Below are 14,299 nucleotides of genomic sequence, written 5' to 3' on the forward strand. Positions count from 1 at the left end.
CCGACCACCCGATCCGGGAGTGGCCCCCCCGGATCCGGAGCTTTTCAGCCCCGTGGCAGTTGTTCCAGTGCCGCCCTGACCACGTCCAGCACGCCGTCCTGCTGTTGCATGAGGTAGAAATGCCCGCCGGGAAAGCCGCGATGAACGAACCCCGCCGTGGTTTCATCGGCCCACGCCAGCGCATCGTCCAGGTCCAGCTCGTGGAACTGGTCGCCGGTCAAGGCGGTGATCGGTACGGACACGGGCGAGCGTTGCGGGTCCGGCACGTACGTCTCGATGGCCTGGTAATCGCTGCGGGTCGCTGGTAGCACCAGTTCCATCAGTTCCGGCGAGTGCGCCATGGCGTTTTGCGTGCCGCCCAGGCGCAACATTTCGTCCATCAAGCGCTGGTCGCTCGCCAGGTGAAACGCCTCGGCCTTGCGCCGGCTGGGCGCTTCGCAGGCAGACAGCAACAGGTGCCGCGCCAGCGGCAAGCCGCGCTGTTGCAAGGCGCGATGCAGTTCATACGCCAGCGCCGAACCCATGCTGTGGCCGAACAACAGGTACGGTTGCTGCAACAGGTGAGGCGTCCGCTGCAGGGCATCGGCAATGGCCGCCACCAGCAGCGTCAGGTCACTGATCAGAGGGGCGTCGATGCGTTCTTCACGGCCCGGGTATTGCACCGCGATCAGCTCGACATGGGCGGGCAAGGCCGCACCCCAGTGGCGAAAGAAACTGGCCGCACCCCCGGCATGGGGCAGACAGATCACCCGCTGCGTGGCGTGTGGGCGTGGCTGCCAGGTCTTGAACCAGTCCGCCGCGATGCCGCCCTGGGGCGTGTCCGCAGGCCCAGGCGCGGTGCCTGCCAGGCACGCCAGCACCTGCTGCCGGTTGCGTTTGAGCTGCTCGCGCAACGCATCGGTCAGCGCGCCTTGCGGCGCACGAAAGCGCAATTGACCGTTTTGATTCCACAGGTCCACGCCCAGGCTGCGGGCGTTGGCGAGTATCGCGGCGATGCTGTCGTCGGCCGGAACGGATGGGGTGGCAGTGTTCACAGGATGCCCTCTTCGTAAAGCGCCTGTTCAACGTGCGCAGGACGCAATGGATGGGATCGCCCGCAGGCTTGGATATGAGCGGCCAGCGCGGCCACTGTGTGTGCCTGGGCGTAGAGTGTGCGCAACGTCACCGCTTGGGCGCCAAGACGCTCCTGCAGCAGGGTGACGATGCGCGTGGCACTGAGGCTGTCGCCGCCCATGGCGAAGAAATCCTCATGGCGTGACACGGCCGAGCGCTGCAGTACCGCGCGCCACACTGCAGCGATTTCGCTTTCCAGGCCTGCCAGTGGCGCTTGATGACCGCTGCCTTGCGGGTGCACATCAGCGAGCTGCGCGAGCACCGTGGCACGGTCGACCTTGCCGTTGGCACTGAGCGGCAGTTGCGCCAGTAACAGCAGGTGTGCGGGGACCATGTAGTCCGGCAGCACTTCGCCCAGCCGCTGCTTGAAGGCGCCGATGCACGGCGCCGGATCGGTTGGCACAACGGCCATGACCAGCGCCGCTGCCAGCGTTGCCGGCGAGCCAGTGGTCACGGCAATCGCGTGGTCGACACCCGGCAGGGCGGCCAGGGCAGTTTCGATTTCGCCCAGTTCGATGCGGTGGCCGCGCACCTTGACCTGATGGTCGAGCCGACCGAGAAACTCCAGGTTGCCGTCCCGCCAGTAGCGCCCGCGATCCCCGGTGCGGTACCAGCGCTGGCCATCGTGCTCGACGAAGCGCTGGGCGGTCAGCTCCGGCGCACCGCGATAACCGTCGGCCACGCCCACGCCGCCAATCCACAGCTCGCCCGCCACCCAGTCCGGGCAGTCGCGGCCCAGCTCGTCGACCACGCGGTAGTGCTGGTTGGCCAACGGTTTGCCGTACGGGATCGAGGTCCAGTGGGCAGGCAACTGGGCGGGCACGTCGAAGACGTTGGACCAGATCGACGCCTCGGTGGCGCCGCCCATGGCGATCATCCGCGCCTGACCCTGGGTGCAGTGCTGCAAGCGAGCCGGTAGATCCAGGCCGATCCAGTCGCCCGACAGCATCACGTTGCGCAGCGGCAAGACCGCCTGCTCGTGCCGCGCGACCACTAGCAGCATGTCCAGCAGCACCGGCACCGAGTTCCACAGGTTGACCTGATGGACCTGGATCAACGTCAGCCAGCTGGCGGCATCGCGTTGCTGTTCGTCGCTGATGAGCACCAGCGAACCACCGGCGCCCAGCAGGCCGAAGAGGTCATACACCGACAGGTCGAAATCCAGTGCCGAGACGGCCAGGCCACGGCTCGACTGATCGATGCCGTAGCGGCTGTTCAGATCATCGATGGTATTGGCTGCGGCGTGGTGCGCGATCTGCACGCCCTTGGGTTCACCGGTCGAGCCTGAAGTGAAGATCACGTAGGCAGGCGCCGCTGGATCCACGTCCAGCGCTTGTGCCAGCGGGGTGAACTCCTGCGCCTGCTCCACCGCAATCAATCTCACCTGATCATCGGCGAGCAGTTCGGGCCAGTGTTCAGCGCTGCACAGCACATGGGCAATGCCCGCTGTGCGGTGGATCTTCGCCCGGCGGCTGGCCGGTTGTTTGATGCCAATGGGCACATAGCAGGCGCCTGCGGCCAGCACGCCGAGCACGGCGATGATCTGCTGACGCCCGCGAGGTAGGCTGACGGCGACCGGCATGTGCGGCTGTACGCCTGATTCGATCAGGCAGGCGGCGACGGCGAGGGCGCGTTGAGTCAGGTCAGCAAAGCTCAGGGTGCCTGCATCATCGATCAGCGCGGTGCGTTCGGGGGCGTGCAGGGCGCGGGCGAAGATATCGGTATGCAGGCCGCGCAAGCGGCGCGGGCGTTCAGTGGCGTTGGCTTTTAGCCGCGCGTCGAGGTGACGGGGCGGCAGGACCAGTGAGGTCGGTGCGCTCCAATCCTGTTCTACCAACCCCTCCAGCCGCGCCACGAATGCGGCAAACAGGCTGTCGATCAGCCCCTCGGGGAACAGCGCTTCGACCACGTCCCAGGAAAACAGCAGCTCGCCATGGTGTTCGTACATTTGATGATCGAGCCAGACTTGCGGCGTCTGCGACAGGCCACCGTCGGCCAGGTCCGGGAAACCGTCTGGCAGTGCTTGATCGAACAGGCTGTCGGAGATCCCCAGGGTGCTGGTGAACACCACCGGCAGTGCGGCGCCGCTCGATCCCAGACGCCGGGCACGCTCGCGCTGCACCCAGATCGAGGACACTTCGCGGTGGTCCAGCGCGTCGGCGATCTCCTGCTGCATGGCCTGGGCCTGCTGCAACAGGCTGGCACCGTTGTGCGGGTCATAGGCCACCGGCGCCAGCGAGGTGAAGTCGCCCAGCACACGATGGATGTCCGGATGCACATCCTGGCGGTCGAACAAAGTCATGTTCAGGGTGTGGGCAGTGCCACCGCTCCATTGGCTCAAGACCTGGGCGTAGGCCACCAGTACCAGTACGCTCGGTGTGACCGCGTGTTGGCGGGCCAGGCTGCGCAGCTGTTGCCAGGTGGTCTGATCGAGCCGCCCCGAACGGCGGGTGAACTGCACGTCGGTGAGTGTCTGCGGATCACAGGCCAGAGGCAGGGCGGCAGCGGCGGGCAAGTGCTCGAGTTTCGCTCGCCACCAGGCTTGCGCCCGGCGTAGGGCCACGGGGTCGGGACGTACCTGCTCGACGTAGTCCCGAAAGCCGATGCCGATGTCGGGCAGCGCCTGGCCCGGCCGAGCGAACAGCGTGGCCAGTTCATTGAGCAGCAGCTTGATGCTGTAGCCGTCCAGCGCCATGTAGTTGAGGAAAATGCCCAACCGCCAGCGTGCCTGGCCATAGGGCACGGCGCGCAGGGCGAACAGTGGCCAGTGCCCCAGCTTGACCGGCTGACCGTGCCAGGCCTGATGCAGGCGAGCGCGGGCCTGGGCAAGATCCGGGGCGGCCTGGCTGTCGATGTCGATGCGCACTGGCGGCACCTGGGCCAGCACCCGTTGCGTGCGGTTGGCGTCGAACACCACGCGCAGCATGTCGTGACGTTGCACCAGGTGATTCCACGCCTGTTCGAGGCGCGGCAGATCGACCTGCTCACCGTCCAGCTCCAGCAGATAATGGCTGCCACAGCTCAACGGCAGGTCGCCGTGTTGACCCATCCAGTACGCCCGTTGCACCTCGGTGAGCGGGAACGGCGCATGGCGCGCCTCGATGTTGGCCGTGAGCCGGCGGGGCGTGTCGCTCAGCGTTTGGGTGCCTAGCCGTGCAGCGAAGTCAGGCAGTTGCGGGTTGGCGAACAACTGGCGCAAGCCTTGCTCGCTGCCAAGTCCCGATTGCTTGAGGCGGGCGATGACCTGAGTGCCCGAGAGACTGTCGCCACCGAGGGCGAAGAAACTGTCACGGCGACCCACGCGAGGTTGTTGCAAGACCTCTTCCCAGACTGCCGCGACCTGTCGCTCACGGGCGTCCTGCGGCGCCTCGTAGGCATCGCTCGCAGGTTGCGCCCGCTGCGCGAGGCTGGCCAGCACCCGCTTGCGATCCACCTTGCCGTTGGCGCTTAGCGGTAGTTCATCGAGCAGCACCAGGGCGCTGGGCACCATGTAATCGGGCAGCGCTGCGCTCAATTGCTGGTTAAGTTGCCGAAGGTAGGCGCGTTCGTCGACTGGCCGGCGCTCGACCACCAGCGCCGCGGCCAGGGATGCCGGTGAGCCGGTGGTCACGGCAATGGCGTGATCGACCCCGGGCAATGCACTGAGGGCGGTCTCGATTTCGCCCAGTTCGATGCGGTGGCCACGCACCTTGACCTGATGATCGAGGCGGCCGAGAAACTCCAGGTTTCCGTCCGGCCAGTAGCGCCCGCGGTCGCCAGTGCGATACCAGCGCAGGCCATCGTGCTCGACGAAGCGCTGCGCGGTCAGCTCCGGCGCGCCGCGATAACCGTCGGCCACGCCCACGCCGCCAATCCACAGCTCGCCCGCCACCCAGTCCGGGCAGTCGCGGCCCAGCTCGTCGACCACGCGGTAGTGCTGGTTGCTCAACGGTTTGCCATACGGGATCGAGGTCCAGTGGGCAGGCAACTGGGCGGGCACGTCGAAGACGTTGGACCAGATCGACGCCTCGGTGGCGCCGCCCATGGCGATCATCCGCGCCTGACCCTGGGTGCAGTGCTGCAAGCGAGCCGGGAGATCCAGGCCGATCCAGTCACCCGACAGCATCACGTTGCGCAGCGGCAACACCGCCTGCTCGTGCCGCGCGACCACCAACAGCATGTCCAGCAGCACCGGCACCGAGTTCCACAGGTTGACCTGGTAGCGCTGGATCAATCCCAGCCAGCTTGCGGCATCGCGTTGCTGCTGCTCATTGAGCAGCACCAGCGAGCCGCCGGCCCCCAGCAGGCCGAACAGGTCATACACGGAAAGATCGAAGTCCAGTGCCGAGACAGCCAGGCCACGGCTCGACCGATCGATGCCGTAGCGGCTGTTCAGATCATCGATGGTATTGGCTGCGGCGTGGTGCGCGATCTGCACGCCCTTGGGTTCACCGGTCGAGCCTGAGGTGAAGATCACATAGGCGGCAGCGCTGTGGGGCACATCCACCGGCGCTGGCAAGGGCTTGAAGGTCAGCGCCTGCTCGACTGGCATCAGTGCCACTGCGTCGCCCGCTTCCAGCTCGGGGCGCTGCTCGATGCTGCACAGCACATGACCGATGTCCGCTGTCCGGTGGATTTTCGCCCGGCGGCTGGCCGGTTGCTTGATGCCAACGGGCACATAGCAGGCGCCAGCGGCCAGCACGCCGAGCACCGCGATGACCTGCAGGCGACCCCGAGGCAGGCTCACCGCGACCGGCATGTGGGCCTGCACACCTGCGTCGACCAGGCAGGCAGCCACGGCCAGCGCGGCCTGTCGCAATCGGCCGAACGTCATCACGCCGGTTTCGTCGATCAGCGCCGGGCGCTGCGGGTGGGCCATGGCCTGGGCGAAGGTGTCGGCGTGCAGGGTGCGCAGGCGGCGTGGGTCTTCGCTGGCGTTGACCCGCTGACGCACCTGGCGCTGAGTCTGGGGCAGCGCCAGGTGCAACGGCTGTTCCCAGGTGGCGTGCTGAAGTTGCGCCAGCAGCGCCTGATAAGCGCCGAACATGTCGTCCAGCAGACCTGCGGGGAACAATGCATCGACCGCGTCCCAGGTGAGCACCAGCGCGCCGTTGTACTCGTATACCTGATGATCGAGCCAGACTTGCGGTGTCTCGGACATGCCCGCTGCCACCATCTCCGGGAAACCGGGTGCCGGACGTTCGAACAGGCCGCCCCCAAGCCCAAGCGTGCTGGTGAAGACGATGGGCAGGGCGGCGCTGGCCCGGTCGCCGGTACGGCTGCGTTCGCGCTGAATCCAGATCGAGGAGACCTCCCGGTGCTCCAGTGCGTCAACGATGCCTTGTTGCAGAGCCCGGGCATGAGCCAGCAGTCCCGCATCCTTTTGTGGATGAAACGCCACCGGCGCCAGCGAGGTGAAGTCACCGAGCACCTGATGAATGTCAGGGTGCACCTCCTGACGGTCGAACAGGGTCAGGTTCAGCGTGTGCGAGGTACCGCCGCTCCAGCGGCTGAGCGTCTGCGCATAGGCGGTGAGCAACAGCACCGACGGCGTGATGTCGTGCTGCCGCGCCCGATTGCACAGGGCCTGCCAGTCTGCCGCAGGCAGTACCACCTGGCGCCGGTGAAAGTGCACGGTGCCCAGGCTCTGCGGGTCGCAGGCCAGTGGCAGCGCTGCGGCGCCGGGCAGATCCTCCAGGCGGGCGCGCCAGTACGCTTCGGCGCGCTCGATCGCGCTGGCCGAGGGCCGGACCTGATTGACGTAGTCACGGAAAGTCAAACCCGGCACTTCTGTGACTGCTTGCGGGTCGGCATACAATCGCGCCAGCTGCTCCAGTACGCGCTTGATGCTGAACCCGTCGAGTGTCATGTAGTTGAAGATGATCGCCAGCCGACAGCGCCGGTCGCCGTAAAGGAAGGCGTGCAGGCCGTGCTTTGGCGCGGTGTGGCAGCAGGCCTGTTGCCAGGCCTGGTTCACGTGCGCCGCCAGTTGTTCTGCATCGACGGTACCGAGCTGTTGCTGCTCAATGGACGCGGCAGGTACGTGTGGCAGGATTCGCTGTTGACCGTCTTCGTCAATCACCGCCCGCAGCATGTCGTGTTGCAGCAGCAAGCGGTTCCAGGCCTGTTCGATGCGCGATAGATCGACATCCTGGCCGTCCAGCTCCACCAGGTAGTGGGTGCCGCAGTTGAGCGGCAGACCGCTGCGCTGGCCCATCCAGTAAGCGCGTTGGACTTCGGTGAGCGGGAAGGGCGCATGGCGCTGGGCCGGTTCGGCCAGCACCGGTGCCACCGACTCGCCCGCCTGCATCGGCTGCAACTGCGCAGCGAAATCAGCGAGTCTGGGCTGAGCGAACAGCACGCGCAGGCCGTGCGCCGTGCCCCATCCAAGCCGTTTGAGTTGGGTGATGACTTGCGTGGCCAGCAGGCTGTCGCCACCCAAGGCGAAGAAGCTCTGCTGACGGCTGATGTCGTTGCGCTGCAGGATCTGCTGCCAGACCTCGGCGACCCGCCGTTCCCGCTCACCTTGGGGTGGCTCATGGTCAACGGTGACCTGCGTGGCTTGCGCCTGGAGGCTTTGCAGCACTTGCTTGCGGTCAACTTTGCCGTTGGCGCTTAACGGCAGCGCGCTCAACAGGCTCAGGCAAGACGGCACCATGTAATCCGGCAGCCGGGCAGACAACTGCAGTTTGACCTCAGCAATCCAGGCCGTTTCATTCTCCGGCAGGCAAGGCACCACCAGTGCGGCGGCCAGGGTCAGTGGTGAGCCCAGGGTCACCGCGATGGCATGGTCGACACCCGGCAAGGCGGCGAGGGCGGTTTCAATTTCGCCCAGTTCGATGCGGTGGCCACGTACCTTGACCTGATGGTCGAGCCGACCGAGAAACTCCAGGTTGCCGTCCGGCCAGTAGCGCCCGCGATCTCCGGTGCGGTACCAGCGCTGGCCATCGTGCTCGACGAAGCGCTGGGCGGTGAGCTCCGGCGCACCGCGATACCCGTCGGCCACCCCGACACCACCAATCCACAGCTCGCCCGCCACCCAGTCCGGGCAGTCGCGGCCCAGCTCGTCGACCACGCGGTAGTGCTGGTTGGCCAACGGTTTGCCGTACGGGATCGAGGTCCAGTGGGCAGGCAACTGGGCGGGCACGTCGAAGACGTTGGACCAGATCGACGCCTCGGTGGCGCCGCCCATGGCGATCATCCGCGCCTGGCCCTGGGTGCAGTGCTGCAAGCGAGCCGGGAGATCCAGGCCTATCCAGTCGCCCGACAGCATCACGTTGCGCAGCGGCAACAGCGCCTGCTCGTGCCGCGCGACCACCAACAGCATGTCCAGCAGCACCGGCACCGAGTTCCACAGGTTGACCTGGTAGCGCTGGATCAATCCCAGCCAGCTGGCGGCATCGCGATGCTGCTCCTCATTGAGCAGCACCAGCGAACCACCGGCGCCCAGCAGGCCGAAGAGGTCATACACCGACAGGTCGAAATCCAGTGCCGAGACGGCCAGGCCACGGCTCGACTGATCGATGTCGTAGCGGCGGTTGAGATCATCGATGGTGTTGGCTGCGGCGTGGTGCGCGATCTGCACGCCCTTGGGTTCACCGGTCGAGCCTGAAGTGAAGATCACGTAGGCAGGTCCCGCTGGATCGACGTCCATCGCTGTTGCCAGCGGGGTGAACTTCTGCGCTTGCTCCACTGAAATCAGTGTCACCTGATCATCGGCGAGCAGTTCGGGGCAGTGTTCAGCGCTGCACAGCACATGGGCAATGCCTGCTGTGCGGTGGATCTTCGCCCGGCGGCTGGCCGGTTGTTTGATGCCAATGGGCACATAGCAGGCGCCTGCGGCCAGCACGCCAAGTACTGCGATGATCTGCTGACGCCCGCGCGGCAGGCTGACGGCGACCGGCATGTGCGGCTGTACGCCTGATTCGATCAGGCAGGCGGCGACGGCGAGGGCGCGTTGAGTCAGGTCAGCAAAGCTCAGGGCGCCCGCATCGTCGATCAGCGCGGTGCGTTCGGGGGCGTGCAGGGCGCAGGCGAAAACATCGGCATGCAGCGTGCGCACGCGGCGCGGCCGCTCGCTGGCATTGGCCTGCGCCCTCACCCGTGCCTGGCGCTCAGGCAGTCGCTCAACGGCCGCGTTTCGCCAGGCATCGGCGTCGCTTGCCAGCCCGTTCAGCAGGTGGGTGTAGGCGACGAACATGTCATCCAGCAGGGCCTCGGGGAACAGCGCCTCAACCGCGTCCCAGGCCAGCAGCAGGCCCTGATCGGTTTCATACACTTGATGATCCAGCCAGACCTGCGGCGTCTGCGAAATCATGTACGACAGCTCGCCCAAATGGGCAGCGCAGTCGCTGCCCACCAGCGCAGTGCCCAGGTTGCAGGCGAATACCACCGGCGCGACGAGCTGTTCATCAGGGCGTGCTCGGGCCAGATCGCGCAGCACGCTGACCCCCGAGTAACTGCCGTGGGCCACGTCCGCGTGCAGCTGGCTCTGCAATTGTCGGGCGCGTTGGCTGAAGGTTTGCGGCGTGCGGCAATCGCACTCCAGCAGCACCAGGCTGGTGAAGTCAGCGATGGCGTCATCGATGCCGGGGTGTTCGATCTGGCGGTCGAACAATGGAATGTTGATCAGAAACCGCGAGTGCGAACTCCAACGCGCCAACACCTCGGCGTAGGCGCTGAGCAATAGCACTGCCGGGGTGATCTGCTGTTCGGCCGCGCGCTGGCGCAAGGCGTGCCAGACCGGCATCGGCAGCGTGTGAGTGCGTCGAGTGAAGCGGGTCTGCTCGAGCGTTTGCGGCGCGACCGCCAGCGGCAGTTCAGGGCCGCCCGGCAGGCTGTCCAAGCGGGCCTGCCAATACGCTTGGGCCTGCGCTCGTGCCTGGCTGCGCAGGCGCTGTTCCTGCGCGAGATACTCGCCGAAATGCCACCTTGTCGGCTCTGGCTCGAGCGTGTCTGAGTCGGCATCGGTGGCGTAGCAGCGCGCCAGGTCACGCAGCACGATGTTCAGGCTTTGCACATCGGCCACCAGCAGGTCGATGTCCACGTGCAGGCAGCTGCGTCCGCTGCCCAGCAGGCTCAATTCAAGGCCCATCACCTGACCGTCCGCGACGTTCAGGCGGCGATGGGACAACCGCTCACGAACCTGAGTGAGCGCCGCCGTGGTGGCCTGTTCGTCGAACTGTCGCAGGTCGTGCACCGGCAGCTTCAGGCGCGACGCCTTGGCCGCGATGCGTTGCTGGCCGTCTTCATCGAAGTGCGCGCGTAGCATGCCGTGGGTACAGCGCAGGCGGTGCCAGGCATTCTCCAGGCGCTGTGGTTCGAGCGTGGGGCCGGTCAGCTCCAGATACGCATGGCAGCCGACGCCGCCCAGGGTCTGTTGATCCTGACGCCCGATCCAGTAGGCATGCTGCACATCGGTCAGGGCGAACGGTGCCTGTGGATCGAACCCGGTCACCGGCGCCAAAGGCTCGATCCTGGCACTGTCTGCCTGCACTTGGCCCATCAGCGCCCACCAGGCGGCCACGCTCGGGGTTTCCATCAAATGGGCAAAGCTGACCGCTGCGCCGAGCTTGCGCCAGACGCTGGCCAGACGCATGACACTGAGGGAGTCGAGCCCGCGTTCGATCAGATTATCGTGCTCGGCGATCTCGGTCTGTGCTTCGGGCAACAAAGCCTGCACCTGCTCGGTCAGAGCCGCTTTGCTGAGCGGGCGAGTACTGGGTGCGGTGGGTCGGGTGTTCACGTGCTCGGTCCCTCGATGGTGCGAAAGTCAATGAATGCAGCGATCAATACAACAGCGTGCGGGCCCATCACTGCAGCGCCGAGGTCAACGTCCGCGCACTGCGCGCAGGCGCATCGGCAGGCGCCTCGACGGCCACCAGACAACGGGAAATGCTGGCGAATTTCTCGATGGTTTCCTGCAACTCGCGCGCAGGCGTGGACGGCGCGACGATGCCGGCCCCGGCTTGCAGCCAGGTCTGGTCGCTCTGCCGGAACAGCGAGCGCAGCACCAGCGCGGCATCCAGCGAGCCGTCGCAATCGACCATCATCATGCTGCCGCTGTAAGGGCCGCGCGGCTGGTCTTCCAGGCGTTGTATGGCCTCGATGGCCGGTTGTTTCGGGATACCCGATGCGGTCACCGCCGGGAACAGCGCCGCGAAGGCGTGCCAGGCGTTGGCGCTGGCGCGCAACTGGCCCTTGACCCGCGACGCCAGGTGCTGCACCGGACCGCGTTCGCTGACCGTCATGAACTCGCAGACTTGCACCGAATTGGCCTCGCAGATGGCCTGCAGTTCTTCGACGGCAAGCTTCACCGACACCGCGTGTTCAGCGATTTCCTTGACGTCGCGCAGCAGATCGCGGCGCAGGTCCAGGGTCTGCTCGAAGGTCTCGCCCATCGCCCGGGTGCCGGCCAGGGGTTGGGTGCTGACCTGGCCAGTGGCGCTGACCTCGACCACGGTTTCCGGGCTGAAGCCGACGATCTGCAAGGTGCTGCGGTTGAGCACGAAGGAGCGCGCCGGCGTGTTCTGGCTGCGGCCCAGGCGGTAGCTCGCCAGCAGATCGACGTCACCGGGCACCGGCACCTTGCGTGACAAGATGACTTTGTCATAACGCCCGGCGTGAATCTCGTCCACGGCGCGTGCCACTTGGGCCTGATACTGCGCCGCGCCGTGGCTTTCGATCGCAGGCACCAGCAAAGCGCGGCCTGCCAATGCCGGGAGATTGCCCGGCACACTCAGCAGGCGGTCAAGCGCGGCGACTTCTTCGCAGAGCGCGGCGAGGGTCTGAGGATCGAGTGCGCGCACCAGCGCCTGGTTGGCGCAAAAGCGCACTTCCCGTTGTGGCACCACCAGTTCCAGCAGGGTCTCTTGGCTGGCGGGGTTGTCGACGCCGTGAATCACGCTGGCCATTTCGAAGCGGGCGGCACCGTAGGCGCGCCAGCCTTGCAGCGAGAGGGTGCCCAATGCCTGGGCGATCATCTGACAGGGATCGTCCGCGTGCAGTGTCAACTCTTGCTCGCCGTGGTGCAGGGTGACGCGGTTGCCGCTGGCCAGCAGGCTCGCCTTGCGTCCGAGCGCCACGTGCCAGACACCCTCGCGCTCGTAGAGCGTGGCGTCATCTTGCAGGTGGCGGCGCAGCAACTCACTGGCCAGCTCCATGGGGTTGGCGGTCAGTGGCAGTGCCTGTTCGATGAAGGTGTCCAGTGGCGCGCGGGTTTCGACCGGGCGTGGTTCCAGGCTGCGGGCCAGGCGGCGCTTGTCGACCTTGCCGATGGGCGTGAGTGGCCAGTGATCAACGAATTCGATCTGGTCCGGGCATTTGAACCCTGCCAGGCCCCTGGCCATGAGCAATGCCCGCACCTGCGCAAGGTCCGGTCGTTGACCGTCGGTGATCAGAAACGCACAACTGCGCTCACCGAGGCGCTCGTCCGGCAGGCCCACCAGTGCGGCGCTGACGATAGAGGGGTGGAAACACAGCGCCTGCTCGACCTCTTCGGTCGCGATCTTTTCGCCCGCACGGTTGACCTGTTCCTTGATGCGCCCTTCGACCACCAGGTTGCCGTCGGCGGTCCAGCGCGCCAGATCGCCGGAGCGGTAGTAACCGTCCGGGGTGAACGACCGAGCGTTTTGCGCCGGAGCACGGTAGTAACCGCGCAGGGTGTAAGGGCCGCGCGTCAGCAGCTCACCTGTTTCACCAGGCGCGACGTCGAGACCGTCCTCGTTCACCAGCCGTACTTGGTCATCGGCGCACAGCGGCCGACCCTGACTGTGCAGGACTTGCTCCAGCGGATCGTCCAGCCGGGTGTAGCAGAGCAGACCTTCGGCCATGCCAAACACCTGTTGCAGGCCACAGCCCAGGCCTGGCGTGACTTTGCTGGCCAGCAACGACTCGCAGCGGGCGCCGCCGACTTGCAGGTATTTCAGGCTGCCGAGATCGGCGTCGTCCCATTCCCGCGCTTCCAGCCAGACCTGCACCAGCGGTGGCACCAGCGAGGTGAGGGTGACGCCTTCGCGCTCGATCAGCGCAAAGCACTCATCAGGCCCGGGTGTGTGCGCCAACACCGCTGTGCCGCCGCTGGACAATGTGCCCAGCACGCCGGGGCATGCCAGCGGAAAATTATGCGCGACGGGCAGAGCCGCGAGGTACACGCTGTGTTCGTCGAGGCCACACAGTGCGGCCGAGGCGCGAGCGTTGTAGGCGTAGTCGGCGTGGGTCCGCGGAATGAGTTTCGGCGTGCCGGTGGTGCCACCTGACAGCAACAGCAATGCCGGATCGCGGTGGTGCGGCTCGGGCAGCGCCGGCGGTTGCCCGGCCCACTGGCTACCGCTGTGCGCGATCTTGGTCAGGGTCGGTCCAGCGGCCTCATCGCTGTCGAGGATCACCTGCTTGATGCAGGGCCGTTCGGCAGCGACCTCCCGTGCCAGGGCTGCGTAGTCGAACCCCATGAAGCGCTCTTTACAGATATAGGCCACCGGCTCGGCCAGATCGCACAGCGCACCGATGTCGCTGCGGCGTTGCGCAGGCATGGCCAGAATCGGCAGCGCGCCCAGACGCAGCAGGCCGAACAGCGTGGTGACGAAGGCGATGCCATTGGGCAGTTGCAACAACACCCGGTCACCTTTTTGGATGCCTTGGCGGGCGAACCCCCACGCCAGGTGATCGGCCTGCCGGTCGAGCTGCGCGTAGCTCAGGCGGGTGTCCTGTTCAACCAGCGCCACCGCTTCGCCCCGAGCCTGCGCCCACTGCCGCAGGCATTGCCCCAAGGTGAAGGGCTGCCAGTGGCCCCGGCGCTCGAACTCATCGCACTGGGCATCGGGCCAGAAAGTGAAGTCGGTGTTCGTCATCGCTGCTCTCCAGAAGAACCGCACCCGGCACGAGGCCCGGCTGCGTGAGTGACGGTGCCGATTCACGGCGCAAATACACAGGCCCTTGCGCTGTTCGGCACGCAAAAACAAACAATAATGATTCGCATATCAGGCCAATACCCAAAACCGGTTTTGCGTAACCCGATCCGGATTTTTTAGAACCATTGGCTTGGTGGTCATAACCAAACAACTGCGCAGCTACAGCGGGAGCGTGCTTGCCGCTGCAGCTGATCTGGAGTTTGCTTTTGCGACGACGCTTGCAGGTGCCGCATTTCATGTCTGGCGACGCGAATCCGGCACGGACAGCAGACAAAACCAAGCCCCGGACCCTTGCAGTC

The 14,299-nt window shown here is 66.1% G+C and carries 3 protein-coding genes and 1 pseudogene; all 4 read right to left on the reverse strand.

The annotated features are described in order from the left end of the window. Nucleotides 1–44 precede the first annotated feature (44 nt). Nucleotides 45–1,034 carry an alpha/beta fold hydrolase gene (locus LK03_RS16055; protein WP_049870517.1) on the reverse strand — a complete coding sequence of 330 codons (990 nt, stop codon included), beginning with the start codon at nucleotides 1,032–1,034 and terminating at the stop codon, nucleotides 45–47. Beyond that, the gene (locus LK03_RS16060; protein WP_049870518.1) at nucleotides 1,031–10,837 is read right to left on the reverse strand and encodes a non-ribosomal peptide synthetase; all 9,807 of its coding nucleotides are present in this window, start codon (nucleotides 10,835–10,837) and stop codon (nucleotides 1,031–1,033) included. Before LK03_RS16060 ends, LK03_RS16055 begins: the two co-directional genes overlap by 4 nt. 67 nt (nucleotides 10,838–10,904) lie before the next feature. Further along, nucleotides 10,905–12,254, reverse strand: coding sequence for a salicylate synthase (locus LK03_RS22550; protein WP_240478672.1), 1,350 nt, complete (start codon nucleotides 12,252–12,254; stop codon nucleotides 10,905–10,907). Nucleotides 12,255–12,338: 84 nt separating this feature from the next. Next, nucleotides 12,339–13,940 (reverse strand): annotated as a pseudogene (locus LK03_RS22555) ((2,3-dihydroxybenzoyl)adenylate synthase); the annotation flags it as partial. Between the last annotated feature and the right edge of the window lie 359 nt (nucleotides 13,941–14,299).

Source organism: Pseudomonas cremoricolorata, assembly GCF_000759535.1.
GTDB classification, from domain to species: Bacteria; Pseudomonadota; Gammaproteobacteria; order Pseudomonadales; family Pseudomonadaceae; genus Aquipseudomonas; species Aquipseudomonas cremoricolorata_A.

What these genes read in the sequence shown, in the direction of transcription:
- LK03_RS22550 (WP_240478672.1), bottom strand. Translation starts at nt 12,254, where the DNA reads ATGGAGCTGGCCAGTGAGTTGCTGCGCCGCCACCTGCAAGATGACGCC.